General features: G+C 67.6%; 21 protein-coding genes and 1 riboswitch. Of the genes, 11 read left to right on the top strand and 10 right to left on the bottom strand.

Features of this window, described 5'->3' with window-relative positions; translation table 11 throughout:
- The 4 genes from G8760_RS16715 to G8760_RS16730 all read left to right on the top strand — a co-directional run bounded on the left by G8760_RS16715 (position 1) and on the right by G8760_RS16730 (position 6,670).
- Entirely contained in the window at positions 1–498 is a 498-nt protein-coding gene (locus G8760_RS16715; protein ID WP_166353182.1) for a hypothetical protein, read from the top strand.
- Entirely contained in the window at positions 495–1,541 is a 1,047-nt protein-coding gene (locus tag G8760_RS16720; RefSeq protein ID WP_166353184.1) for a hypothetical protein, read from the top strand. Before G8760_RS16715 ends, G8760_RS16720 begins: the two co-directional genes overlap by 4 nt.
- Positions 1,542–1,648: 107 nt before the next feature.
- The gene (locus G8760_RS16725) at positions 1,649–6,310 is read left to right on the top strand and encodes an FtsK/SpoIIIE domain-containing protein (RefSeq protein ID WP_166353186.1); all 4,662 of its coding nucleotides are present in this window, start codon (positions 1,649–1,651) and stop codon (positions 6,308–6,310) included.
- Between the two features lie 150 nt (positions 6,311–6,460).
- Entirely contained in the window at positions 6,461–6,670 is a 210-nt protein-coding gene (locus tag G8760_RS16730; RefSeq protein WP_166353188.1) for a hypothetical protein, read from the top strand.
- Positions 6,671–6,882: 212 nt separating this feature from the next.
- On the opposite strand, the gene G8760_RS16735 is transcribed toward G8760_RS16730, so the two are convergent.
- The 6 genes from G8760_RS16735 to G8760_RS16760 form a co-directional block, all read right to left on the bottom strand.
- Entirely contained in the window at positions 6,883–7,482 is a 600-nt protein-coding gene (locus G8760_RS16735) for a hypothetical protein (protein WP_166353190.1), read from the bottom strand.
- Positions 7,472–8,575 carry a hypothetical protein gene (locus G8760_RS16740; protein ID WP_166353192.1) on the bottom strand — a complete coding sequence of 368 codons (1,104 nt, stop codon included), beginning with the start codon at positions 8,573–8,575 and terminating at the stop codon, positions 7,472–7,474. Before G8760_RS16740 ends, G8760_RS16735 begins: the two co-directional genes overlap by 11 nt.
- A gap of 5 nt (positions 8,576–8,580) precedes the next feature.
- On the bottom strand, positions 8,581–8,895 hold the full coding sequence (locus G8760_RS16745; RefSeq protein ID WP_166353194.1) for a hypothetical protein: 315 nt from the start codon (positions 8,893–8,895) through the stop codon (positions 8,581–8,583).
- A gap of 634 nt (positions 8,896–9,529) precedes the next feature.
- A complete protein-coding gene (gene ndk, locus G8760_RS16750) occupies positions 9,530–9,940 on the bottom strand; it encodes a nucleoside-diphosphate kinase (protein WP_166353196.1) in 411 nt (136 codons plus the stop codon).
- A gap of 101 nt (positions 9,941–10,041) precedes the next feature.
- On the bottom strand, positions 10,042–11,187 hold the full coding sequence (locus G8760_RS16755) for a hypothetical protein (protein WP_166353198.1): 1,146 nt from the start codon (positions 11,185–11,187) through the stop codon (positions 10,042–10,044).
- A gap of 4 nt (positions 11,188–11,191) precedes the next feature.
- A complete protein-coding gene (locus G8760_RS16760) occupies positions 11,192–11,662 on the bottom strand; it encodes a hypothetical protein (RefSeq protein WP_166353200.1) in 471 nt (156 codons plus the stop codon).
- Positions 11,663–11,824: 162 nt separating this feature from the next.
- Between G8760_RS16760 and G8760_RS16765 the strand changes: the two genes are divergently transcribed.
- Both G8760_RS16765 and G8760_RS16770 read left to right on the top strand, forming a co-directional pair.
- Complete coding sequence (locus G8760_RS16765) at positions 11,825–13,750, top strand: TIGR03960 family B12-binding radical SAM protein (RefSeq protein WP_166353346.1); 1,926 nt, start codon at positions 11,825–11,827, stop codon at positions 13,748–13,750.
- Between the two features lie 505 nt (positions 13,751–14,255).
- Entirely contained in the window at positions 14,256–17,048 is a 2,793-nt protein-coding gene (locus tag G8760_RS16770) for an Rne/Rng family ribonuclease (RefSeq protein WP_207782443.1), read from the top strand.
- Positions 17,049–17,132: 84 nt separating this feature from the next.
- Here G8760_RS16770 and metE read toward each other — a convergent pair whose 3' ends face one another.
- Entirely contained in the window at positions 17,133–19,421 is a 2,289-nt protein-coding gene (metE, locus tag G8760_RS16775) for a 5-methyltetrahydropteroyltriglutamate--homocysteine S-methyltransferase (RefSeq protein WP_166353204.1), read from the bottom strand.
- 114 nt (positions 19,422–19,535) lie between these two features.
- Positions 19,536–19,786: riboswitch (cobalamin riboswitch) on the bottom strand.
- 114 nt (positions 19,787–19,900) lie between these two features.
- Here metE and G8760_RS16780 point away from each other — a divergent pair.
- Together G8760_RS16780 and G8760_RS16785 are read left to right on the top strand one after the other, a co-directional pair.
- A complete protein-coding gene (locus G8760_RS16780) occupies positions 19,901–21,412 on the top strand; it encodes an MFS transporter (protein ID WP_166353206.1) in 1,512 nt (503 codons plus the stop codon).
- Positions 21,413–21,555: 143 nt separating this feature from the next.
- A complete protein-coding gene (locus G8760_RS16785) occupies positions 21,556–22,131 on the top strand; it encodes a TetR/AcrR family transcriptional regulator (RefSeq protein ID WP_246222580.1) in 576 nt (191 codons plus the stop codon).
- Between the two features lie 22 nt (positions 22,132–22,153).
- On the opposite strand, the gene G8760_RS16790 is transcribed toward G8760_RS16785, so the two are convergent.
- The 3 genes from G8760_RS16790 to G8760_RS16800 all read right to left on the bottom strand — a co-directional run bounded on the left by G8760_RS16790 (position 22,154) and on the right by G8760_RS16800 (position 24,210).
- Positions 22,154–22,696, bottom strand: coding sequence for a histidine phosphatase family protein (locus G8760_RS16790; protein WP_166353210.1), 543 nt, complete (start codon positions 22,694–22,696; stop codon positions 22,154–22,156).
- Between the two features lie 103 nt (positions 22,697–22,799).
- Positions 22,800–23,216 carry a VOC family protein gene (locus G8760_RS16795; protein ID WP_166353212.1) on the bottom strand — a complete coding sequence of 139 codons (417 nt, stop codon included), beginning with the start codon at positions 23,214–23,216 and terminating at the stop codon, positions 22,800–22,802.
- A 121-nt stretch (positions 23,217–23,337) separates the two neighbouring features.
- Positions 23,338–24,210: a sigma-70 family RNA polymerase sigma factor gene (locus G8760_RS16800; RefSeq protein ID WP_166353214.1), complete on the bottom strand. Its 873-nt coding sequence runs from the start codon at positions 24,208–24,210 to the stop codon at positions 23,338–23,340.
- Between the two features lie 129 nt (positions 24,211–24,339).
- Between G8760_RS16800 and G8760_RS16805 the strand changes: the two genes are divergently transcribed.
- From G8760_RS16805 to G8760_RS16815, 3 genes are read left to right on the top strand one after another with little or no spacing between them, the layout of a single operon-like run.
- Positions 24,340–24,732, top strand: coding sequence for a VOC family protein (locus G8760_RS16805; RefSeq protein WP_166353216.1), 393 nt, complete (start codon positions 24,340–24,342; stop codon positions 24,730–24,732).
- Between the two features lie 28 nt (positions 24,733–24,760).
- The gene (locus tag G8760_RS16810; RefSeq protein ID WP_207782444.1) at positions 24,761–25,195 is read left to right on the top strand and encodes a YdeI/OmpD-associated family protein; all 435 of its coding nucleotides are present in this window, start codon (positions 24,761–24,763) and stop codon (positions 25,193–25,195) included.
- A 46-nt stretch (positions 25,196–25,241) separates the two neighbouring features.
- The gene (locus G8760_RS16815) at positions 25,242–25,712 is read left to right on the top strand and encodes a DoxX family protein (protein WP_207782445.1); all 471 of its coding nucleotides are present in this window, start codon (positions 25,242–25,244) and stop codon (positions 25,710–25,712) included.
- Positions 25,713–25,730: the final 18 nt, after the last annotated feature.

A 25,730-nucleotide genomic window follows, 5' to 3' on the forward strand; every position in this document is an offset into this window, starting at 1 on the left:
GTGGCGACCTTCACCCAGCCTTACCTGCCGGAAGAGTCCGTGGTGGAGTTGCGTGACGAGGTTCCCATCGAGGTACCCGAGGACGCTACCGACGACGAAGCCGCCGTGGTGGAAGCGTTCGGTCGCTATTACGCGGTCGTTGAGCAGCATGTCTGGGGCGTCGAACTCGACGAGGAAGACTATGCATCGGTGGCAACGGGGGAGCGTCTGCAAGGGCTTCTTGATCAAGCTCGTGAACGCCACGAGAATGAACGGGTCACCGTCGGACCGCCGGTGATCATCGAGGTGTTGTCGGTGACCGCGTCCTCGGGCAAGGGGCATCTTGACGTGTGCCTTGATGTGGGGAACAGCTTTACCGTCGGTCAAGAGTCGGTGCCCCGGATGATTGATCAGTTCCTGCGCTTCGATGTCGATCTCGATCTTGTCGAGGCGGACTGGAAGGTATCCAGGCTCCTCACCGACGACGAAGCTGATCCATGTGAGGCTGTATTCGAATGAAGACACCACGCAGCGCCCTCGCCACGATACTCGCGGTGGTGTTGGCCCTAATAATGGCAACACCTACCCACGGCCACGACAACGACAACGACAACTCGGGTGGCGGTGGTGAGTACGTCGCCGAGGTAGATGTCGACATTACTATTGACGGCCACACGACACCTGGCACCGGCCACTCCACGCGAGTCTCGGTGCCCGCGAAGTGTGCGTGGGCGCCGTTTATGGATAACCCGAAACAGTTCAGGCTCCTGATCCAGCTTGGCGACTTAATGGGTGGGCTGATGGGAGTCCTCATCCGCCTCGGCATGAGCGCCATGATGCCCAGCGAGGACGTACTCGATGAGGCGGTCGAGATCTGGAACGACGGTGAGGTGCCAGTGACCTGGTATGTCTTGACGTGTGCAGACGATGTCGAGGCGGAGTACGCGCGCAGTTTCGTCCAACATTGCGCGATGCTCTTTCCCGATCTGTGCCTGCCATCGCCGTTCACCTACGCCGCGCATGAGGAGACCCCACCCGTGGTGGTGGAGCCGGAGGAACTGGCGGTAGCGGCCCGTGAGTTCCTGCATCTGCCGGAGCCGGAGGTCGACCGCAACCCAAAGGCGGTTGCCGCCGGTGGGGCCACCATGGTCAACCTCGACACCTGGTTCTGGGTGACCGATCCGGACGCCGTGGGTGGCCCGGATGGTGAGCGGAGTGTGCGGGCGTCCATTCCGGAGTTCGGTGTGTGGGCGGAGGTCACGGCCACGACTGCTGGGCTGACGCTGGACTCTCCGGCCGGAGGGGTGCGGTGTGAACCAGCGCGGGCCATCCAACAGTGGTCGCCGGGAGCATCCGACGGCTCCGGATGCACCGTTCAGTTCCGAAAAGCGTCGGTGGGGTATCCGGGCGGTTACCCCGTTGCGGCCCGAACCGAATGGTCGGCGACCTGGACTGGTGTCGATATCAGCGGCACGGAACGGTCCGGTGACTTCGAGCCGGTGACGGTCACCAGCGACACCACGGTTCCGGTGGCTGAGATGCAGACCATCGTCGGGAACTAATCGTGGTTGGGCCGTCTTGACCAGGTCTTGTGTATAGCGGATCCGGACACTCGGCTCGGTACGATGCTCCCGAGTACACGAGCTCGATCTGAGGCTGGAGCGGACCGGTGCGGCTGCTGCTGAGTGTCACCACGGCTGGTGGCGACGTCGTCGACCTCGCGGTCGAATGCGACGACGACGCCGCCGTACGCGACGTCGCCCGGCAGCTGGCCGCGCAGCTGGCTCCGGCCGTGCCGCAGCCCCAGGTAGTCCGGTCGATGGGCCGGCATCTCGGCGTTGTCGACGACGGCCTCGGCGCGGAGACGGACGAGCCCCCTCCGCCGGACCTCTATATCGGCGGCGCTCCGCTACCTCCCACCACGTTGGTGCGCGAGTCGCCCCTGCACAACGGAGTGCTCGTGGGGTTGGGCGGGCCGCTGCCGGATGTGCTCGCCGAGCGCACCGGAGCGGTCGAGCTGCGCACCGTCGCCGGGCGCGGCGCGGGCCGGGTGGACAGCCTGGCACCGGGCCGCTACGACGTGGGCTCGAGCCCCGACGCGGCGATCCAAGTCGCCGATCCCGACGTGCCGGCCATAGCCATGTATCTCGACGTCGCCCTCGACGGCACGGTGACAGTGACCCCAGACCCCGCCGTCGTCGGCGAAATGCTGCCGCCACCGGACCGGGAGGAACGGCTGGATGGGCCGATCATCATCCCGGAGCAAGAAGACGGCAAGAAGAAGAAAAAGAAGAAGAAACGCCGCACCCGCCGGTACAAGAAGCTGCTCAAGGAACTCGAACACCTCAAACGCCCGCACCAGACCATCTCGGCGGAGGCCGACCGACCCTACGCCCACATCGACCGGGTCGCCCTGGACCGGCCTACGGAATGGAAGCCGGGCACCGCCTTGGTCGTCGGTGAGGTGATGTTCGAGCTGAGGATTCCCGCCCCGCCGGATGCGTCGTTGTCCCCGAGTCCCGGCGGCGTCACGCTCGATTACAACCGGCCGCCCCGACTGCTGCCGCCTCGCCGGCAGACCGACTTCCGGCTGCCGAGCGAGCCGCAGAAGCCGGAGAAGTCTCCCATGCCGTGGGTGCTCGCACTCGGCCCGATGGTCATGGGCGGCACCATGTTCATCCTGATCCGTTCCCCGTACAGCCTCATGATCATGCTGCTAGCGCCGTTGATGCTCGTCGCCCGGTATCGGAGCAGCAAGAAACAGCGCCGCAACAGCTACACCGGGCAGATGGAGAACTACATCGAACGGCTGCGGCGGATCAGCGGGCAGGCTTACGACGCTCTGGTCCGAGAACGCGGGGCGCGCCGTCGGGACATGCCCGATCCAGCCGCCATGCTGCTGTTCGCCACGGGGCCGAGGGCGCGGCTGTGGGAGCGTCGGCGCACCGACCCGGACTGGATGCGGGTCCGGGTGGGCACGGCTGACATCCCCAGCGAGGTCGCGTTGACCGACCCCGCCCGTGACGATCACGACCGAGTGTTGCGTTGGACCGCGCCGGACGTCCCCGTCGGTGTGGACATGGCCGCGGCTGGTGTCACCGGCGTCACCGGGGCCGACGGCCTACGCACGCTGGTCGCGGAATGGATGGTCGCCCAGGCGGCCACGCTGCACAGTCCGGCCGACCTCGACATCGTCGTGTTATCCGATCCGGACGGTGGAGAGGCGTGGAACTGGGTGCGGTGGCTACCGCATGCCCGGCGCGGCGACGACGCCGACGTCATCGCCGGGGTCGGTGCGGACGAGGAGACCACCAACCGCCGGGTAGCCGAACTCATGGCGCTGGTCGAGGCCCGGAGAGCGGCTCGCGACGACAAGGGTGGCGGCATGCTGGCCAGCCGCGACATGTCCTTCCCGCCGATTCTGGTTGTTCTCGACGGTGCGCGGCGGATCCGGCTGATCCCTGGCCTCGTCACGCTGCTCCGGGAAGGACCAGCGCTGGGCATGATGTTCCTCTGCATCGACGCCGAAGAGCAGCAACTGCCCGAGGAGTGCCACGCGGTGGTTCTCGTCGGCCCTGGGAGTTCGTCCGTCGTGCGGGTGACCGAGGAGCGGACCGTCGAGGGGGTCCGGGCCGACATCGTGCCGCCGGGCTGGTGTGAGCGACTCGGCCGGGCGTTGGCCCCGATCAAGGACGTCAGCTTCGAGGATCTGTCCGCCACCTTGCCGTCGGCGAGCCGGCTGCTGGAGGTCCTGCGGCTGGATCCGCCAACGCCGGAGTCGATCGAGCAGTGGTGGACGAGGGTCGGCCGCTCCACCCGGGTGGTGATCGGCGAAGGTGGTGAGGGCGCCTTCTCCATCGACGTTCGCGCGGATGGGCCACACGGGCTGGTAGCCGGCACCACCGGTTCGGGTAAATCCGAACTGCTGCAAACCATCATCGCGTCGCTGGCCGTATCCAACCGTCCGGACGAGTTCACCTTCGTCCTGGTCGACTACAAAGGCGGCGCCGCGTTCAAAGACTGCAATCACCTGCCGCACACCGTCGGTATGGTCACCGACTTGGATGGGCACCTCACGACCCGGGCACTGGCCAGCCTCGCTGCCGAGCTGCACCGGCGCGAACATCAGCTCGCCGACGCCGGAGCCAAAGACATCGAAGACTATCTCGCCGGCCGGGAACCCGACGACCCGCCGATGCCACGGCTGATGATCGTCATCGACGAGTTCGCCGCCCTGGTCGCGGAGCTGCCGGACTTCGTCAAGGGGCTGGTCGACATCGCCCGGCGAGGCCGTTCGCTGGGGGTCCACCTGATCCTGGCGACACAACGGCCCGCCGGCGTCGTGAGCGCGGAGATCAAGTCGAACACCAACCTGCGGATCGCGCTGCGGGTCACCGACCGTGCCGACAGCCAGGACGTGATCGAGTCGGGTGAGTCGGCGGAGATCCCGAAATCGCTGCCCGGCCGGGCGTATGCCCGCCTGGGGCACTCGTCGCTGGTGCAGTTCCAGTCCGCCCGGGTGGGGGGTCGGCCGGCCGCGCCCGACGCGGAGATCTCCGTCGACCTGCGGGAACTGTCGTGGACCAGTATCGGGCGGCCGCCGGAGCGATCCGGTGGGGGAGCGGCAGAGGAGGACGTCAGCATCCCCACCGACCTAGAGAGCCTGGTCAAGGCGATCAACGAGGCGTCGGAGCGGACCGGCGTGAAAGCGCCGCCACCACCGTGGCTGCCGCCGCTCGACGACATCATCACCATCGACCAACTACTCGGTGACGAAGGCGCGTCGGTCGGGTCGGCCGACGATCTGCGGTTGCCGTTCGGGATGGTCGATATTCCCAGCGAGCAGCGGCGCACGGTCGCCTACTACGACGTCGCCGGCGGTGGGCATCTGTCGGTGCTGGGGGCTCCGCGTAGCGGACGTTCCACCGTGCTGCGGGCCCTTGCTGGAGTGGTCGGACGGGCCGTTTCGCCGGCCGACCTGCACCTGTACGCGGTGGATTGTGGCAACAACGCTCTGCTGCCGATGATCGGTCTACCGCACACCGGTGCCGTGGTGAGCCGCGACCAGCCGGACCGCCTGGCTCGGCTGAGCACCCGGCTTCGCGCCGAGATCGGCCGTCGTCAGCAGTTGCTCGCCGAGCAGGGGTTCGCCGATTTGGGGGAGCAGCGTGCCAACATGCCACCGGAGAAACGCCTGCCCTACATCTTGATCCTCTTCGACCGGTGGGAGGGGTTCAAGCAGGCCTTCGAGAGCTACGACAACGGCCGCCTACTGGACCTGTGGCTCCAGATCATGCAGGAGGGAACCGGTGTCGGGGTGAAGGTCGCGCTGACCGTCGACCGCACCGGGCTGGTCGGCCGGATCGGCACGTTACTGGACGACAAACTGATGCTGCGGATGACCGACATCGCCGACTTCACCTCGATCGGCCTGCCCGCCCGTGAAGTGCCGGAGCACATGCCACCTGGCCGTGCTTTCCGCGCCGATGGCATCCGCGAGACACAGGTGGCGCTACTGTCCGACGACGACGCCGGTACCGCCCAGGTTGCTGCCTTGCAGGAGATCGCCCGGGAAGCCACCGAACGTTATGCCGGGATGCCGCGGGCGCAGCGGCCGTTCCGGGTCGACCCGCTGCCGACCAAGATCAGCTTGCCGGATGCGATGAAGCTCGTGGAGAAGCCGCTCGCCGAGACCGAGATCCCGATCGCCGTCGGTGGCGACACCCTCACCCTCCGCACACTCGACGCCATCGACCACGGCCCGGGCATGCTGATCCTCGGCCCGCGCCGCTCCGGGCGCAGCGCCACCCTACAGAGCATGGCGACGTCGATCCTGGACCGCGGCTGGCAGGTCATCGTGATCACGCCGCGCCGCAGTCCGCTGCGCGGCCTTGGATCTCACGAGAACGTACGCGCCATGCTGGATCTCGAGGGGAAGAAGGAAGACGTACTCGAGTTGCTCGACGGCCTCGTCCCGGTGAAGGGCGAGGCGCCGACGGCGCTGGTCATCGACGACGTGGAGCTACTGGGTGTCGACGGCTGGCTCGTGGATGGCATCACCAAACACCTCGCCAAGCTGCGGGACTCCGGCAGCGTCATCCTGGCCGCCGGCACCACGGACGATCTTGGCAGCACGTATCGGGGCCCGGTGGCGGCCTTGAAGAAGTCACGTTCGGGCCTGCTGCTATCGCCGGCGGCGACCAGCGACGGCGACCACTTCGGGATCAAGCTGCCGCGTTCCCTGACCGGAGGGATGCCGCCAGGGCGCGGCCTCTACGTGGCGGCGGGCCAGTGGCAGCTGGTGCAGGTCCCCGAGGTGGCCGGCGGCTGACCCGCCCCGTTCACGTACTCCGGGGGGCGTTGCGCCCGGCCGCCTCGTCGCGTCTAAACGGAACCTTCCGGCCATTTCAGCTGCTCATCGGGCCTTTGGGCGGGTTACGGTCGTCTCGACCGACAAGCCCTACCAACAAGGGAGAAGCACATGAAGCGGATCGCTTACACACTGGTCGTGGCGGGAATGGCCGTCTCGGCGTCCCTGTTTGCCGCAGCCCCTGCCTCGGCGATAATCGCCGACCAGTGGTGCGAGAGCGGCACCCTACACTTCACCACCACCAACGGCGGCTCCGGCAGCTGGGAGAACTCGGTGAGGTGTGATGGCGACCGGCTCATCAGCCCAGGCATGGGGCAGTGATCGTTGCCGGATTCCTGCCCTAACCCCCGGTGATCGTTGCCGCATTCCGGCCCTAACCCCCGGTGATCGTTGCCGGGCTCCTGCCCTAACCCCCGGTGATCGTTGCCGCTACCGTGTCGCTATGGCGACCCAATCTGGGGTTTGATCACCGGGGTATGAGGCAGAGAACCGGCAACGATCACCGGGCGTCGACGACGCGGACCCGGCAACGATCACCGGTGGCCGGCCGGGACCGCGCAGAACGGGTAGACCATGGTGTCGTCGTTGCCGAGGGCGTGATAGTCGGCGGCGCTGAACCAGCCGCGGTCTGGCACGTACCAGCGGTCGGTGCCCGGCTCGTTGGTGCTGTCCAGGACGGGTTCGACGACGATTGAAGCGCGGATGGGGATGTCCGGGTAGTAGCGGCGTTCGTCGCTGGGCGGCACCGTGGCGGGGTGCAGTGTGAACCGGACGAGCTCGGCCTCGTCCCACGACAGGCGCACGTCGTTGACCACGTCGAACCCATCAGGTGCGGTACCGAGACGGACATACTCCACCGGGGCTCCGTTGTCGGCGTCGGCTCGGACAATCCACGTGTCGAGCACGCGACGGGACTCGTCCGCCGTCGTCAACTCCGCGCGGATCTCGCCGACGGCCGGGCATTCAGCGCCAAGCCAGAACTCCAGCTGACCGTTGTCGGCGATCCGTGCCGCCCCGCTGGTGGTTGGCCCGGCCGGAGCCGACCAGGGCGGCTCGCACCCGGTCAGCAGCAGCCCCATTACCAGGCTGACGCTGAGTATCGTCGCGCCGCGGCGCAGCCGCTCAGTTGCCACACCCACCCCCGCACGAGCAGCGGTAGCCGCCATCGGCGAGTCCGGCCTCGATCTCCAGCGGATGTTCGCAGGGGTTGCTGGGGCCGTTGGTGAGGTACTCCCAGATGAAGCGGGTATAACCGAGGCGCGCCCATTGCTCGGCGTGGACCCGCTCGTGCCGCAGAAGCCGCTCCAGGCTGGGTGCGCCGGAGCCGGGCGGCGGCACACCATTGGTGATGGTGTCTTCCAGGATGCTCGCGGGGTCGTCATGGGAGCCGTTGAGGACGAAGATCTCTCCCCACATGGTGCCGCCCCGGGCGGAGAAGATGTCGACCGTGTTCGGGATGATGCCCAGATGTTTGCCGCCGGGCGCGGCCATCAAGATGCCTTCGGGGGTTGCCACGAGCGCCCCGCCGTTGTTGAGGACCAGGCCAACGTCACCGTTGCGCAGGCCGAACAGCGACGAATAGGACCAGCTGTTGGCGTCGCGGCGTTCGTCCGTGGTGCTCGGGGTGCCGCCGTTCAGCAGCTCGATCAGCCGCACGATCTCGCGAGCATCCCCAGCATCCTCGATGCGGGCGTACGGGCGCCCGTCGGGGGTCCGCCAGATAGTGACGTCGCGCAGGAGGTCGAACGTGTTCTGGTCGACGCCTTCCTGCCTGGCCCGCTCCACCATGTCCGCCGGGGTAAGGCCGGTCTGCAAGGTCCAGGAGATCCACTCCCGGTGCATGGTGGTGGCGTACTCCCCGATAACCCCTTCGGCCTGGAGCAGTTCGATGCTTTCGGCGATGTCAGCGCGATGGGTCAGCTCCAGGTCGTCGAGAAGGTCACCCTCGAAGCCGACCACCGTGCCACCACCGAGTGCTGGGTGGGACGCGTACTCGGATAACAGTTGCCGGGCCAAGCGGTGCCGTTCGCGTAGCTCGGGGACCACATCGGTCAGCTCGTCGCGGGCGGCGAGTAGCTTCTTCAGGTGGGTGGTGTCGACGCCGAAATACTCGAAGTCGCGTTCCAGGGGAGCGACCAAGGTGTCGAGAGCGGTCAGCGTGTCGTCGAGGGCGTCGACCGCCGTTTCGAGGGCGTCGACGTCGATGGATGCGTAGTCGCCAGTCATGATCGTCAGCGGTTCTCCAACTCGATCCGGATCACTTCGGCGATGCTCTCAGGGACGGTCGGGTCGAATTCGCTGCGGCGCTGCTCGATGTCTTCGACGAGGTGGCGCAGGGCGGAGCGGACGGCGGCAGCGTGGGGAGCAAGGTGGTCTTCATGAACCTGCCGGGCTGTCGAGCCGGTCCAGGCCGGTCCGTCTCCGATCGACTCCGTCGGGTGGTCGATGTTCGGGGTGCCGTCGACCGCGTTCTCGGCCCGGGTCGCCAATCGGTCGAGTGCGTGCAGGTAGGGGTTGGCTACCATGCGCTCGTCGGCTCCGCTCACTGGGCCTCCTTACCAGAGTTGGCTGCGACGAGTGTAAAAGGTCGCCCCAAACCGGACCATTGCCGCCGCGCGGTGTCCGCAGTAAGCCTCCTTATGGCGCACCCCGGTCTGCCACAAGGAGGCTTGATGTTGTCCTGGTGACAGTGAGCTTCCTTGTGGCAGGCCGGGATGCGGCATAAGGAGGCTTGTTGTCGCCGAGGTGGGGCACACGCACGAAGCGAGGTGCCGGCTATACAACGACGCCGGCCCACGGAGTGGAGTTGGTGTACGGAGTGGAGTTAGTGCGTAATCGGAGTGACGTTGGTGTCGCCAGAGCAACACCTCCGCCGCTCTGTTGTTGCACCAACGTCACTCCGTCCTGCGCATGCGGTTGCCCCCCCGGGGTGATACGGGCTCCCCCCGGCGCAGTGATCGTTGCCGGATTCCTGCCCCACACCCCGGTGATCGTTGCCGCTGTCGTGTCGCTATAGCGACACAAACCCGGCGACGATCACCGGGGGCTAGGGCAGGAATCCGGCAACGATCACCGGGGCGGGGGCAGCGTAGACCGGACGAACTCGCAACGGGCGAACCGCGGCGCGGACACTCAGAGCGGCGGCTACGTCGTGATGACGGTGCGCCGGTGGCCCAACGGTCAGGCCAAGTGTGGGAACCAGAGGCTGAGTTCACGTTTGGCGGACTCCGGCGAGTCGGACGCGTGTACCAAGTTCTCGCTCTTCGAGATCGACAGGTCGCCGCGGATGCTGCCCGGAGCGGCGGTGCGGCTGTCGGTGGCGCCATTCATCTGCCGCACCACGTCGATGGCTTGGTCGCCTTCGAGCACCAGTGCCACCAGCGGCCCACTGGTAATAAAATCGCGCAGCCCCGGGTAGAACGGCTTCTCCAGATGCTCCGCGTAGTGGGCGTCGGACTGCGCGGCGTCGATGGTGCGTAGGTCCATGGCGACGAGGGTCAGGTTCTTGCGCTCGTAGCGAGCGAGGATCTCGCCTACGAGACCACGCTGGACGGCGTCGGGTTTGATCAAGACGAGCGTGCGCTCGGACACGATGACGGGCCCCCTGGCTCAACAGGTATGGACAATCGACGAAGGCAGAGCCTACCGGGTGATCAGAGTGAGCCTGGCCACCGGGTTCGTACCGCCGATGGTCACGCCGGGACGTCAGCCGTGGTGTTGTCGGTGAACCGAGCCCAGTGCTCGTCGAAGGTTTCGTCCGGACCGAGATCTCCGGTGCCCCGGCGTGCGGTACGGATGGTGGCTTCGATCAGCCCGCCCAGCTCGTTGGTGCCGTCCGTCTCGCCCGTCCGCGCGGCCGCCAGGGCCGCCGCCACCGTGGCCGGATCGGCCTCCGACGTGAAGGCGTGGGCGAAATAGGGGTCGTGCTGGTTGCCCTTCAACGTCGCGACGAGTTGGGCGACATTGCCCGGAGATCCAGCGAACAGGTGAGCCGCGCCCTGGCCACGTTCCCGCGACACGTAAGGCTGGTGGGTGGCCACATCGCGTTCATGGCAGACGACGGGCGGGCGGGGCCGAGGATGCTGTGCGGGCTGGGTCCGGATGTCGTCGTCGAGGGCCTGCGCGAGCGCCAGCCGGCGGCGCAGGCCAGGCAGCTCCTGCTCGATCCACGCGACCACCTGGGGGAGGTGGGGACGTTCCGGAATGCTGAACTCGATCAGTTCGACGTCACTGAGTATCTTGCGCAGCTCGCCGCCGTACTCCGGGAGCATGTCTCGGGCTCGTTCCATCGCGGCGATCAGGGCGGTCATCGCCTGGATGTCGATCGAGACCCGGCCGTCACCCGAGCGGTCGTCGTCACCGCCACCTCCGCCGTCACCGTCGGGTTCGTGGTGGCGGTCGTCGGGGTGGGTGGAGGCGGTGTCGTCATCACCGGAATCGTCGGCTTCGTCGTCCGGCTGGTCGTTGGTGGCATCGTCATCCGACGCGTCGTCGTCCGAGGCGTCGCTGTCCTGGTCGGTGTCGTCGTCGGAGGTGTCGTCGGAGGTGTCGTCGGAGGTGTCGTCGTCCTGGTCGGCGTTCTCGTCGGCTTCGTCGCCCAGGGTGGAATCGTCGTCACCAGCGTCGGTGGGATCGTCGTCGCCGACGGTGCCGCGTTGCCGTCCGGTGTCCTGACCACCGTCGTGGCCCCCTGCCGATCCGCCATAGGAGCGAGCTGACGGCGAGTACGACGTGTAGTCGGTGGTGGTGGCGTCGAGGTCTTCGACCGGGGACTTCTCGAGCCCACCGACCGTCTTGCCGCTGGTGCCATCCAGGTTTCCCTGGGCCTTGCCGGGCATGGTGTTATCCCTCCGGGATCAGGCCGTCGCACTCGACGAGCTCGACGTCGGGTTGTGGCAGGTAGACCGGCAGCTGCGGATCGACGGCGTCGGTGTGCTGCTCCAAGGCGCGTTCGATGACGCGGACGGTGCCCTGGCCGGCCTCCGCGGCGATCCGGGCGTATTGCTCCAACTCCACGGAGAACTCGTCGGCCCGTCGGCTCACCCAGGCTCCGTCGTGCATCGCTTGAATGGCGGGCGCCAGGATGGTGGCGCAGTCCTCGGCCACCAGCCTGGCTCGTTCGAGAGCCAGCTCGAGTTCTTCGCGGCTCACCTGGCTCGGCGGCTCAGGAGGCGGGCAGATGGGCGGTTCGGGCCGTGGGGGACCGACGATGAAATCCGGCTGGGTCTGGAGATCGCTCATGTCGCGTCCAGGTGGCTCGTCGAGTGGTAGGCGGAGTGTGTTGTCCGGCACCGAGAACTGGGGATCCGACACGATCACGGCCCTCCACACCAGCGACTGAGCGTCCAACTACCCGTAGCGTACATTTCTGACTCGAACAAGCAAGCCCGGTCACGCCGGCCGGCTGCGCCGTCCGAGCCCCTCGCGTAGACTCGACACCTGTCCCCCCTGGTCATCATGGAGTTTGAGACGATCATGCCCATCGAGTCGTTGTTCCCGAAGTTGGAGCCGTTGCTACCGCGGGTGAGCAAGCCGATCCAATACGTCGGTGGCGAACAAGGCGCGGTGGTGAAGCCGTGGGACGAGGCACAGGTGCGTTGGGCCTTGATGTACCCAGACGCGTATGAGGTCGGGCTGCCCAATCAGGGTGTCCAGATCCTCTACGAGGTCCTCAACGAACGTCCAGGTGTACTCGCCGAGCGCACCTACGCGGTGTGGCCGGATCTCGAGGCCCTGATGCGTGAGCACGAGATCGGCCAGTTCACGGTCGACTCGCACCGCCCGGTGCGGGCGTTCGACCTGATGGGCGTGTCGTTTGCTACGGAGCTCGGCTATACCAACCTGCTCACCGCGCTGGACCTGGCCGGGATCCCATTGGACGCGAGCCAGCGGGACGACAGCCATCCGGTCGTGGTCGCCGGTGGGCACGCGGCGTTTAATCCGGAGCCGATCGCCGAGTTCATCGACGCCGCCGTGCTCGGTGACGGCGAAGAGATCGTGCTGGCCATCACCGAAGTGGTGCGGGAGTGGAAGGCCGAGGGGCAGCCTGGCGGGCGCGACGAACTGCTCTTACGGCTGGCCGCGGGTGGCGGTGTGTACGTGCCGCGGTTCTACGACGTCGACTACCTGCCGGACGGTCGGATCAAGCAGGTGGTGCCCAACCGGCCCGGGGTACCCGACCGGGTGCACAAACACACGGTGATGGACCTGGACAACTGGCCTTATCCGAAGAACCCGTTGGTGCCGCTGGCCGAGACGGTCCACGAGCGCTACAGCGTGGAGATCTTCCGTGGCTGTACCCGTGGGTGCAGATTCTGCCAGGCCGGGATGATCACCCGGCCGGTGCGCGAGCGTTCCATCGGCACCATCGGCGACATGGTGGCCACCGGTGTGCAGCGGTCGGGTTTCGAGGAGGTCGGGCTTTTATCGCTGTCCAGCGCCGATCACAGCGAAATTGGCGAGATCGCCAAAGGACTGGCGGACCGGTATGACGGCACCAACACGTCGTTGTCACTGCCGTCTACCCGGGTCGACGCGTTCAACGTCACGCTGGCCAACGAGCTCAGCCGCAACGGCCGGCGCTCCGGGCTGACGTTCGCCCCCGAGGGCGGCACCGAACGGATGCGCCGCGTGATCAACAAGATGGTCGACGAGGACGACCTCATCCAGACCGTGGCCACCGCGTATGGCAGCGGATGGCGGCAGGTCAAGCTCTATTTCATGTGTGGGTTGCCTACCGAGACCGATGACGACGTGCTGGCCATCGGTGAACTGGCGAAGAAGGTGATCGCCAAAGGCCGCGAGGTGTCCGGGCGCCGTGACATCCGGTGCACCGTTTCCATCGGCGGGTTCGTGCCGAAGCCGCACACCCCGTTCCAATGGGCCGCGCAGGCACCCCACGAGACGGTTGATGCTCGGTTGCATGCGTTGCGCGACTCCATCCGCGCCGACCGTTCCTACGGCAAGGCGATCGGGCTGCGCTACCACGAGGGTCAGCCCAGCATGATCGAAGGGTTGTTGTCACGTGGCGACCGTCGCGTGGGGCGAGTCATCCGCGCGGTCTGGGAGGCCGGCGGACGTTTCGACGGGTGGGGGGAACATTTCTCCTACCAGCGGTGGACCGAGCAGTGCGACGCGGCGCTGGCGGGCGAGCCGGTCGACCTTCAGTGGTACACCACCCGGGAGCGGGAACGCGATGAGATCTTGCCCTGGGACCATCTCGACGCTGGTCTGGATCGAGACTGGCTGTGGGAAGACTGGCAGGACGCCGTCGACGGGGTGGAGGTCGAAGATTGCCGGTGGACGCCGTGTTATGACTGCGGGGTGTGCCCGCAGATGGGCACGGAGATCCAGACCGGTCCGACCGGTGCCACGCTCCTGCCGCTGACGGTGGTGCGCTGACCCGGATCGTGGCCCTGACCAGCGTCCTCCATGGTTTTGCCCGATCGTGTGCGATACTCGGTGTAGTCGGTCATGGATTGTTGACCGACCGGGCGACGTTCTCGCCGACGTCCATCGTGTGGGTAGTGTTTAGGTCACCCGTACGTTGAGGTGATCGGCACGGCGGAGCCGATGCGAGTGTTCAGCCGCGAGGTCGACCCTTGGGTCAGCCGGGCGCGGCGGCACCGGCCTCGGCCGCCGACGCGACATGCCGGGGAATGTCGTCGACACAGGCTTTCGCCGGTGCTGCTGCATCGGCGGTCAGACAGAGCCTGGGCGTTGGTTGCCGCGCACCGCAGTTAAGGGGTGCCGCTCTGGACGTCCTGGCTGACGGGAGTACACGTACATGCAGGATGAGAACGCAGGTTCGGCCGACGAATCGGTTGAACCAACAGAGTCTGCCCAGCGCAAACCGCGGAAGCGGGCCGCGCGTCGAGCTGCGGGTCCCCCCAGCGGAGCGGAAACGGTGGCGGTGACCACTGCGTCGTCCGCGCCGGTGACCGATGCGTCAGCCAACTCGGATGGGGGCGACGCCGCGGCATCGGCGCCGGTCGCCAAGAAGGCCGCCGCCAAGAAGACGGCCGCGAAGAAAACTGCTGCGAAGAAGACGACGGCCAAGAAGACCGCCGCGAGCAAGGCGGCCGGCGCCAACGCGAGTAAGGCGGCCGGCGCCAAGAAGACCACTGCCAAGAAGGCGACGAAGAAGGCCACGGCCACGTCGGTCGAGGCTGTCGGCGAGCCGGATGTGGCCATTGCGTCGGCCCCGGTGTCTGAACCGGCTCCGGCCGGCCGGTCCGTTGCCGACGCCCAGCCAGCGGCCGACGACGCCGTCAGTGCCAGCACGCCACCACCCCGGAAACGAGCGAGCCGGTCGCGCAAGAAGGCGGCCGCGGCGCCGGTGACCACCGACGTCACATCGGTGGAGGCGGGCAGCGCCGCGGTTGGCGACGCCGAGGATCGAACGAAGGCGGCTGATGAGCCCGGTGCCACCACGGGTGGCGCGGCTCAGTCGGCCGTGCTCTTTCAGCCTCCCACCTTTAGCGCCGCTCCGCTGTTCGAGCCGCCGTCGCCGGCTGAACCGGTGCCGCCCCCCGAGCGGGAGTCCGGCGCCGACACCGACGACGCGCACGTCGCGGATACCGACGCCGTCGACGATGACGCTGATGACGATGACACCGCGGGTCGGCGGCGCCGGCGCCGGCGCGGTGGCCGGGGTCGCCGCAAGAAGGCCGACGGTAGCCCCGACGAGGCCGGTGTTGATCAGGACACCGACGCCGACGCATCCAGCACCACCGACGCTGACGCATCCAGCACCACCGACGTCACCTCCGGTTCAGGCGATGAAGCTGGGGACGCCGAGCCGGCCGACGCCGAGTCCGGTGATGCCGATGCCGGCGACGGTGGTGGAAGCCGTCGCCGGCGTCGCCGTCGTCGGCGTAAGGGTGAGGCCGACACCGACGACACCCGGACCGACGATCCACCCAAAACTGTCGTTAAGGTGCGCGACGCACGTGAAGCCGAGGACGAGGTCAGCTCGGTTAAGGGCTCTACCCGCCTCGAGGCCAAGAAGCAGCGGCGGCGTGAGGGTCGGGAGGCCGGTCGGCGCCGTCCGCCTATCCTGACCGAGTCGGAGTTCCTGGCTCGCCGGGAGGCCGTCGATCGTGTCATGGCGGTCCGCCAGGAGGGTGATGTCACCCAGATCGCCGTGCTCGAGGATGGCGTCCTGGTGGAGCACTATGTGAGCCGGGCATCACAACAGTCGATGATCGGCAACGTGTACCTGGGCCGGGTGCAGAACGTGCTGCCCGCGATGGAGGCGGCATTCGTTGACGTCGGCCGGGGCCGCAACGCCGTTGTTTACGCTGGTGAGGTCGACTGGGCCGGCCTGGGCCACACTGACGGGCCGAAACGGATCGAAGACGTCCTCAAGTCCGGCCAGAGCGCGCTTGTCCAGATCACGAAAGACCCGGTCGGGCACAAGGGAGCCCGGCTGACCGGACAGATCAGCTTGCCCGGCCGCTACGTGGTGTACGTCCCGAGCGGATCGATGAGCGGTATCAGCCGCAAGTTGCCCGACAGCGAGCGCAACCGGCTGAAGAAGATCTTGCGCAAGGTAGTGCCCGACGATGCCGGCGTGATCGTCCGCACCGCGGCCGAAGGCGCCTCGGAGGAAGAACTCACCAACGACGTCGCCCGGTTGCAGGCCGAGTGGGAGGCGATCAAGAAGAAGGCCTCGGGCAACGCCCCGGCGTTGTTGCATGGCGAACCCGATCTCGCCATCAAGGTAGTTCGCGACCTGTTCAACGAAGACTTCACCAAACTCGTCGTGTCCGGTCGGCAAGCATGGGACGCTATCGACGACTACGTCAGCGCGGTGGCCTCCAGCCTGCGCGACCGCGTCGAGAAGTGGACCAAGCAGGACGACCTGTTCGCGGCGTTGCGCGTCGACGAACAGATCGCCAAGGCGCTGGACCGCAAGGTGTGGCTGCCCAGTGGCGGGTCGCTCGTCATCGACCGCACCGAGGCGATGACCGTCATCGACGTCAACACCGGGAAGTTCACCGGCTCCGGTGGCAACCTCGAAGAGACGGTCACCAAGAACAACCTCGAGGCGGCCGAGGAGATCGTTCGGCAGCTGCGGCTGCGCGACATCGGTGGCATCATCGTCGTCGACTTCATCGACATGGTGCTCGAATCCAACCGAGACCTCGTTCTGCGCCGGCTCGTGGAGTGCCTCGGCCGTGATCGCACCAAACATCAGGTAGCCGAGGTCACGTCTCTCGGATTGGTGCAGATGACCCGTAAGCGGATCGGTACCGGGCTGGTCGAGGCCTTCAGCGAACCTTGTCCGCACTGCCGCGGCCGTGGACTTGTCATCCACACCCACCCCGGCGAGGCACCCAAGCCGGACGCGGCTAGCAGCGATGAGCCCGCCAGCCGCTCGGATCGGCGTGGCCGCCGACGCAAGTCCGAGGCGCCGGACAAAACAGAGCCGGCCATCGCGCCGAAGCTCGAGGCGATGGCAACCCCGGGTGAGGCGTCGCCGGCGGATCTGGTCCCGGTGACCCGGGAGGGCCACGGAGCCATCAGCGACGATCAAGCCGCCGGCAGCGCCGAGCCGTCCGGAACCCCTGAAGCGACGGCCGACGACGCCCCGGCCAACGGCGACAGCGCCGCGCGGCCGCGCACGCGACGGGGACGGCGTCGGGCGGAGCGCCCGGCCGGCAGCCCCGACGAGCGCGCACCAGCGTCCGCCTAAGTCACCACACGTGAGTGGGCCCGCGTTGCCAGTCGGCAGCGCGGGCCCACCACATGTGGGGACGCCGAGCGGGCGTACCGCTTCTCAGCGGTGGTGGTGTGCTGCGGCCACCATCGCCCGCAGGGCGGGTTCGACCTCGCCGTAGCCGCGGGTTTTTAAGCCGCAGTCCGGGTTGATCCAGAGCCGCTCCGCCGGAATGCGCTGGGCGGCCCGGTTCACCAGACCCGCCATTTCGCCGACCTGGGGGACCCGCGGTGAGTGGATGTCGTACACACCCGGGCCGATTCCGCGGGTGAAACCGGAGGCGGCCACCGCCGGCACGATCTCCATCCCGGAGCGGGCGGCTTCGATACTGGTCACATCGGCGTCCAGGGCGTCGATGGCCGCGATGACCTCGCCGAACTCGGAGTAGCACAGATGAGTGTGAACCTGTGTCTCGTCCGCCACACCGGAGGTCGCCAGCCGAAACGCCGCGACCGACCATTCCAGGTAGGCCGGCTGGTCAACCGTTCGCAGCGGCAACAACTCACGTAGGGCCGGCTCGTCCACCTGGACGATCTGGATTCCCGCGGCCTCCAGGTCGACGGTCTCGTCCCGGATGGCTAGCGCGACCTGCTCGGCCGTGTCGGCCAGCGGTTGGTCGTCCCGGACGGATGACCACGCGAGGATCGTCACCGGGCCGGTGAGCATGCCTTTGACCGGCCGGTTGGTCAACGTCTGGGCGTAGGTGATCCAGTCGACCGTCATGGGCACTGGCCGGCTCACGTCGCCGTAGAGGATCGGCGGACGGACACAACGCGAGCCGTACGACTGAACCCAGCCGTGAGCGGTGGTCACGAAGCCGTCCAGCAACTCGGCGAAGTACTGCACCATGTCGTTGCGTTCCGGTTCGCCGTGGACCAATACGTCGAGTCCCAGTTCTTCTTGGAGCCGGATGACGTGTTCGATCTCCGCGCGCATCTGCCGGCCGTATTCTTCGGCGTCGATGCGGCCGGCGCGGAATGAAGCCCGAGCCGATCGGACCTCCTGGGTCTGCGGAAACGAGCCGATCGTCGTCGTCGGCAGCGGCGGCAGGTTGAGCGCCTCGGCTTGGGCGGTTGCCCGTCGTTCGTACAGTGTCCGCTCGCCGGCATCCGGCTTCAGCCCGGCGAGCCGGTCACGCACCGTGGGGACCCGTACGCCGGGCGCGTTCGCCCGGTCCCGACGCCGCTGACCGGACTCTCGCAGCTGCTCTGCCACGGCGCCGTGCCCGTCTCGCAGGCCGCGAGCCAATGTGACCACCTCGGCGACCTTCTCGTCGGCGAAGGCCAGCCATGATGCGATGCGCGGATCGAGGTCTACTTCGGCGTCGAGGGTGTACGGCACGTGCAGCAGTGAGCACGACGAACTGACCGCGACGTCGCCGGCTAACCCCAGCAGCGTGGCCAGCGAGCCCAACGCCCGCTCGAGGTCGGTACGCCACACGTTGTGTCCGTCGACGATGCCGGCCACGATCGTTTTGTTGTGTAGTCCGGGGACCGCCGCGAGTGGCGCCGGCCCGGCTCCGGCGACCAGATCCACGCCGATCGCCTCCACCGGAGTCGACGCGAGCGCCGGTAACGCGGCGCCCAGATCACCGAAGTAGGACGCGACGACGATGGCCGGCCGTCGCTGGGTCTCCCCGAGCCGGCGGTACACCTGGGTCAGCGCGGAGATCTCCTCGGCAGTGCGGTCGGTGACGAACGCCGGCTCGTCGAGCTGCACCCACGTGACGCCCTCGTCGGCGAACACTCTCAGCAGGGCGGCGTAGGTGTCGACCAGATCATCGAGGCGATCGAACGGCCGGAAACCGGACGTGGCGGCCCGCGCCTCCGCTTTGGACAGCAGCAGGAGGCTGGCCGGGCCGAGTACCACGGGTCGGCTGTCGACCCCTAGGGCGCGCGCCTCGCGGTATTCCACGAGCGGCTTCGTGGCGTCGAGCTGGAACGTCGTGTCTGGTCCGATTTCTGGGACGAGATAGTGGTAGTTCGTGTTGAACCACTTGGTCATCTCCAGTGGTGCGACGTCCGTGGTGCCCCGGGCCATGGCGAAGTACCGCGCCAGGCCCTCGAGCCGTCGAAATCGAGCCGGGACCGCGCCGACCAGCAGGGCCGTGTCCAGGACATGGTCGTACAGCGAGAAGGTGTTGGTCGGGACGGTGTCGAGGCCGAGATCGGCCAGGCGTCGGACGCTGGCCCGGCGGAGGTCGGCGGCGGTGCCTTCGAGTTGATCTCGGTTGACGGTTCCGGCCCAGTAGCCCTCGAGGGCCTGTTTCAGCTCCCGGCGCGGACCGATCCGCGGATAGCCGAGGATCGTGGCGCCGATGGGGGATGGGGTCGATGGACGTGGTGTCACAAGCTCTCTCCCTCGCGAGCTCGAACGGGAGTCCGGGGTCGAGGTGAGCCGAGATGAGCCGACGGTGCGCCAGCCCGGTCAGCCCTCCCTCGAGGCTCCGAACGACATACGCCGGCGGCGTATGTACCGGCGGCAGGTCTTCGGACTTACGGGCACCGGACGGTCGTTCGACCGTGCCGACCTACTGACCGTCGCTTCCCAGGCCGTGCTGGCCCAGTGCTCGGCGCCCGTAACGTCCGGACGCCTGACGGGGGTCGTTCCCGTTCACCGCTGCGGGGCAGTCCCGGATTCACACCGGGTTCCCTCTTGCGTCGGTTGGCTGCACATGGCGTGCCGCCGCGCGAACCGCAGGCATTGCCCACTATAGGCGTCCCGGCGGCCGATGAAGACCAAGAAAATTGGACTAACGTACAATTAGTACGATCGTCCAATTACTGAGCCGGCCGCACATTGATCGGGCCGGTGGAGGGAAAAGGTGTATGAACACGTTGAACGCGGCCCGCGCCGGGGCCCGGGAGTGGTCCGGGCTGGCCGTCCTGGCCTTGCCGACCGCACTCCTGGGCCTTGACGTCACCGTGCTGTACCTGGCTCTGCCCGAGCTCGCCGCGGATCTGCGGCCCAGCAGCACCCAGACCTTGTGGATCATGGATGCCTATGGGTTCCTGATCGCTGGATTCCTCGTCACCATGGGCAACCTCGGCGACCGATTCGGCCGTCGGCGGCTGCTGATGATCGGCGCGGTGGCCTTCGGGGTGACGTCGGTTGTCGCCGCGTACGCGACGAGTGCGGACATGTTGATCGGGGCGCGAGCCGCGCTGGGCATCGCCGGAGCCACCTTGATGCCGTCGACGCTTGCGTTGATCAGTAACCTCTTCCACGACGTGCGCCAACGCGCCCTGGCCATCGGGGTGTGGGCCACTATGTTCGCCCTGGGGATGGCCGCCGGCCCGCTGGTGGGTGGCGTGCTTCTGGAGCGGTTCTGGTGGGGTTCGGCGTTCCTGGTGGCGGTTCCGGTGGTGATCCTGCTGGTGGCGATCGCGCCGGCGATCCTCCCCGAGTACCGGGCGCCGAGTTCCGGGCCGGTGGACATCGCAAGTGTGGTGCTCTCCCTGGCCGCCATCCTGCCGATCATCTACGGAGTCAAAGAGCTCGCCGGCGGGGAGGCACAGATCCAGCCGGCACTGGCGATCGTCGTCGGGGTGGGGGCAGGGTGGGTGTTCGTGCGCCGGCAGCGTGGCCTGGTGAGTCCGCTGCTCGACCTGCGGCTGTTCACCAGCCGCGCGTTCAACGTCGCCCTGGCCGTGTTGCTCGTCGGGTTGGTGGGTGTGGGCGGGGTCATGTTGCTCGTCACCCAGTACCTGCAACTCGTGGCGGCGCTGTCGCCGTGGGCGGCCGGCCTGTGGATGGCGCCGCCTGCGCTGGCGATGCTGGCCGCCGCCATCACCGCGCCGCTGCTGGCCAGGCGGTGGCGGCCCGGAGGGGTAGTGGCAGGGGCGTTGATCCTGTCCGCCGGTGGCTACCTCCTGCTGACCCAGGTCGACGCTGGGCCGGGGGTCGGTGAACTCGTCGCCGGCTTCTCGTTGGTCTATCTGGGGCTTGGGGCCATCGCGGCGTTGGGGACCGAACTGGTCGTCGGGGCGGCTCCGCGCACCATGACAGGGTCGGCCGCGGCGATGTCGGAGACCGTACAAGAGCTCGGTATCGCGGTCGGCATCGCCACCCTCGGCAGCCTGGCGACCGTTGTCTATCGGCGCTCGTTGTCCGCCGACGTCACCGACAACGTGGCCGGACATGTGCGGGACGCGACGAAGGACAGTCTCGCCGGTGCCGTGTCGATGGCGGACGCACTGCCGCGAGGCGGGTTGGAGCACGCCCGCGAGGCCTTCACCTCGGGGCTCCACGCGGTGGGAATCGTCGGGGCAGCCGGCATGGTGGTGGCTGCCGGGCTCTCCGCCGTGATGCTCAGGCGCGTCGCCGCGACCGGCCGATGAATAGGCCGGTCCGATGCCCCGTGCTCAGGGCTAGCGGCGTGCTCGAGGATGTCTCCGCACCGAGCTGATGCGGGGCGTTAGGCTCGCATCAGAAGGCAGGTGGTCACCGCCGGCGCTGGCCGACCACGTGGAAGGAGGCCATGGTGACGGATACACAGGCGGGTTCCGACGCCGCACCGGTCACCGATGGCCGCAGAGCACGCGGTGAACGACGGCGGGCGGAGATCATCGAGGCTACTCTGCGCGTGGTCGAGCGGGACGGCGCCGCCGGTGTGACACATCGGTCGGTCGCCCGCGAGGCCGCTGTCCCGACCAGCCTGACGACGTACTACTTCGCCACCCTCGACGACCTGCTCGTGGCCGCGTTGACCGCGGTGGCCGAAGAATACGCCGGGAAGCTGCGTGCGCTCATCGACGGTGGGAGCGACGAGCTGGACGGCCTGGCCGCGATCATCGCCGGCGCGGCGGGGGCGGGCCGACGTCGTGCCCTGGCCGAACGAGAGCTGGCGACACTGGCCGCTCGGCGACCGGCGTTGCGGCCGGTCGCCCGGCATTGGCGGGACACGGTGGCCGATATCGCCCGCCGACGGACGTCGGACCCCGTCGCGGTCGACGCATTGGTAGCGGCGGCCGATGGGATGTGTACGGCCATCCTGCTCGAAGGGCGCGAACCGGCGGCGAGTGCGGTACGCGCCGTACTGGACCGGGCTCTGGACTAGGGTCCGTTTGTCCGTCGGCGGCTCACCGGGACGGGACGGTGAAGTGCCAGCCTGGCTGCCACCCGAACGGGGCGTCGACGAGGTCGGCCAGTTCGGCGCCGCCGAGCAGGACCTGCAGGGCCCATCGGTTGGCCGAATGGGCGATCACCAGCACTCGCTGGTTGGGCCGGTCGCGTTGGAGATCGGCGAGGAACTCGCGGGTCCGGCCGACCACCTGGAGATAACTCTCCCCGCCGGGGAACGGCACGTCGATATGCTGGCGGCGTCGAGTGGCGAGTTCAGCAACCGATGTGCCATTGAGGTCACCGTAGTTGCACTCCCGCAGCCGTCGGTCCTGGTGGATCGAGATTCCGGAGGCGCTGAACGCGATCTCGGCAGTGTCGACCGCCCGTTGCAGATCCGACGTGAACACCGCGGCCATGCCATCGCTGCGGCGGCGCTCACCCAGCTGGCGGGCTGCCGCCCGGCCGGCCTCGGACAGCTGCCCCGGACACCAACCAGAGGCGATGCCGGCCTCGTTGTCAGTAGTGATGGCGTGTGTTTCGTAGATCAGATCGACAGCCATATCGGCAGCCTAGTGTGTCGCTCCGGAGATCCGTGCGGCTGACGATTGGCGCCCCGGCGGCGCCTCGCCGCGTGTAGGGGCCGCGAGGGGGGGATGACCGGGATCACCGGCCGCGGGGTTGGCTGAAGCGCAGCATGTTTCCGGAGGGGTCGAAGAAGGCGCAGTCGCGGACGCCGAAGGGCTGGTCGATCGGTTCTTGAATCACCTCGGCGCCCGAGGCCTCGATGTTCTCGAAGGTGGCGTCGCAGTTGTCGGTCGTGAAGACTAGTCGGCCCAGCAGGCCGTCGGCCATGAGGTCTTCGATCGCCTGCTGGTTGGCCGGGGTGGCGCCCTGGTGTGCGCCGGGTGGTTCGAGGGTGATCTGCACGTCCGGCTGCGATGGTGGGCTGACGCTGACCCGCCGGGTCCCGTCCGAGTCGACGTCGTTGCGGACCGCGAAGCCGAGCACGTCGCGGTAGAAACTGAGCGCCTCGTCGAGGTCGTGGACGGCGAGCGTGCAACACGAGAGCCTGATGTCCACGCCGGTCAGGTTTCGTTCTCGCCGGACAGATGTGGGTCCTGGTCGATGATCCGCGGCCGGGCCAGGTCGTGCAGGTAGTTCGTGGCCCGGAACAGGTCTGGCACCTCGTGCTGCCCGGAGTTCATCCCCGGACCTCGTTGTTGATGCTGAGGAAGACGATGTCGAGGTCGCGGAGCCGATCCAGGTCGGCGTCGACAGTGATGCTGGTGATCTTCTCGTTCCTGATGGTGAACCTGAAGACGGCTTTCGGTAGGCCGCGGTGCGCGTAGACAGCCGCTGGGACGCCATCGACCAGAGCTGGCCGAGCGGCCTGGGCACGTCCGGCGAAGAACGTCGCCACCGCCTGAGCGCCGCGGGCCTCGCCGCTCACGGCGTCCGGATCGAGCAGCGTGAGCAAGGCGTCGAAATCTCCGTTCCGCGAGGCGGCCAGGAAGGCGGTGATGACGTCCCGGTTGCGAGATCGTGCAGCGTCGGTTTCGGCTGCCGCGCCTTGCACTCGCCGCCGGGCCCGGCTGGCCAGTTGCCGCGCCGCCGCCGGTGAGCGGTCGATGATGGCGCCGATGTCGCCGAACGGCACGTCGAAGACATCGTGGAGGACGAAGGCGAGCCGTTCGGCGGGAGTCAGCGTATCCAGCACCACCATCAGCGCTGCGCCGACCGAATCGGCCAGCAGTGCCTCGTGCTCGGGGTCGATCGGGCCGGTTGTGTGGGTGCTGGCGTGCGGTGCGGTGGACTCGGGCGGCAGCGTTCCAGCCGGCTCCTCATGCCGGGCCCGGCGTGCTTCTAGCATGTTGAGGCAGACCCGGGCGACGATCGTGGTCAGCCACCCGGCCGGATTCTCCACCTGGCCGGTGTCGGCGCGGCTGACCCGCAGCCACGCCTCCTGCACCGCATCCTCGGCGTCGCTGGGGGAGCGGAGTATCCGGTAGGCCACCGCGTGCAGGCGGTCCTGGTGTTCAGCGAACCGCTCGCTCAGCCACTCGTGCTCGATCATCTGTCACATTCCTCCGTCGGGACCTGTCATACCTATTGACCGGCGAACCTAAGCCGGTGTGACATCGCGGCCCAGCACGAATGGGGGTCCGCTAGGTGGTCAGCCAAACGACATCACAAGGAGAGAACCATGTCGCTGCCAGTGAGTGCCATCATGCTCGGCGTCAAGGACCTGGACCGGGCCAAGAAGTTCTATGCCGAAGGTCTGGGCTTCACGATCGATAAAGATACCCGCAACTTCGTTTCGTTCAGCCAGGGTGAAGGATCCCCGCAGCTGGCGCTCTACGAATGGGAGGCGGCGGCACAGGACGCCGGCGTCCCTGCCGAGGGATCCGGATTCCGGGGTGCCTCGTTCCATCTCAACCCCGACACGAGGGAGGTGGTGGACGAGACCATCCGCAACGCGGTGGCTGCCGGCGGTAGTGTGGTCAAGGAGGCGGCCGCGGCCCAGTGGGGCGGGTACTACGGGTACTTCAGCGACCCGGACGGCTACCTCTGGAAGATCACTACCTACGCCTCCTGACCCCGCACCGATCGGCAAGGAGCATGTCGTGAAGTTCCGCACCCTCGTCGAGCCGCCTGAGCCCATGCGGGGGCTGGAAGTCCCGCCCGAGGTGGTGGAGGCGCTCGGTGGGGGTGCGCGGCCACCAGTGACCATCACGGTCAACGGGCATTCCTGGAAGAGCCGAGTCGCCATCATGCGGGGCCGCCACCTGCTCGGCCTCAGCAACGCCAACCGGCAGGCCGCGGGCGTCACGATCGGCGACGAGGTCGAGGTCGAGCTGGAGCTCGACACCGAGCCACGTGTCGTCGTCGAGCCCGCGGACTTCGCCCGAGCCCTCGACGACGATCCGGTGGCTCGCGCCGCGTACAACAACCTCGCATACAGCTACAAGCGCGAGTACGTGCGCACTATCGAGAGCGCGAAGAAGCCCGAGACGCGCCTGCGGCGCATCGAGAAGGCCATCGCCACCCTGCGGGGCTGAACCCGAAAACGAGACTCCGCCGGCAATGGAATCGCCGCGCGGAGGCATGACTCTGCCCAACCTCCCGGAAGGGACACATATGTCGAAGCGGCTCATGACCGTTCTGTACTGGTTTCTGGCCTGTGAGTTCGCGCTGGGCGCGGTGACCAAGTACTGGCCGGGCGACACGATATTCAGTTCGGCGTACTCCGCGAAGTTCGTCGACTGGGGTTACCCGTCCTGGATGCGGTTCGTGGTCGGTGCCCTCGAAGGTGTCGCCGCCGTCCTGCTCGTGATCCCCAACCGGCGAACACGCTTCCTAGGTGCTATGACGCTGGTTTTCGTGCTCATTGGCGCGGTCACCACCCACATCGTCAACCACGACCCGGCGGTGGAAAGCTGGGCCGCACCGGTTCACCTCGTCATCCTTGGCATCCTCGCGTTGGCCAACTGGCCCGCCGACTGGCGACATCTCTTGCGGGCTCCGACCCCGCCGGCGGTCCGAACGCCACAGGCAGAGCCCTCGTCACCAGGCTAGTTCCCACGCAGGAGCTAG

It is taken from the genome of Phytoactinopolyspora limicola, assembly GCF_011320225.1.
GTDB classification, from domain to species: Bacteria; Actinomycetota; Actinomycetes; order Jiangellales; family Jiangellaceae; genus Phytoactinopolyspora; species Phytoactinopolyspora limicola.

Bases quoted from the DNA above. Each gene is read 5' to 3' on its own strand.
- G8760_RS16765 (WP_166353346.1), top strand. From the start codon at position 11,825: ATGCCCATCGAGTCGTTGTTCCCGAAGTTGGAGCCGTTGCTACCGCGG.
- G8760_RS16755 (WP_166353198.1), bottom strand. From the start codon at position 11,187: ATGCCCGGCAAGGCCCAGGGAAACCTGGATGGCACCAGCGGCAAGACG.
- G8760_RS16740 (WP_166353192.1), bottom strand. From the start codon at position 8,575: ATGACTGGCGACTACGCATCCATCGACGTCGACGCCCTCGAAACGGCG.
- G8760_RS16780 (WP_166353206.1), top strand. From the start codon at position 19,901: ATGAACACGTTGAACGCGGCCCGCGCCGGGGCCCGGGAGTGGTCCGGG.
- G8760_RS16800 (WP_166353214.1), bottom strand. From the start codon at position 24,210: ATGATCGAGCACGAGTGGCTGAGCGAGCGGTTCGCTGAACACCAGGAC.
- G8760_RS16815 (WP_207782445.1), top strand. From the start codon at position 25,242: ATGACTCTGCCCAACCTCCCGGAAGGGACACATATGTCGAAGCGGCTC.
- G8760_RS16720 (WP_166353184.1), top strand. From the start codon at position 495: ATGAAGACACCACGCAGCGCCCTCGCCACGATACTCGCGGTGGTGTTG.
- G8760_RS16805 (WP_166353216.1), top strand. From the start codon at position 24,340: ATGTCGCTGCCAGTGAGTGCCATCATGCTCGGCGTCAAGGACCTGGAC.
- G8760_RS16730 (WP_166353188.1), top strand. From the start codon at position 6,461: ATGAAGCGGATCGCTTACACACTGGTCGTGGCGGGAATGGCCGTCTCG.
- G8760_RS16790 (WP_166353210.1), bottom strand. From the start codon at position 22,696: ATGGCTGTCGATCTGATCTACGAAACACACGCCATCACTACTGACAAC.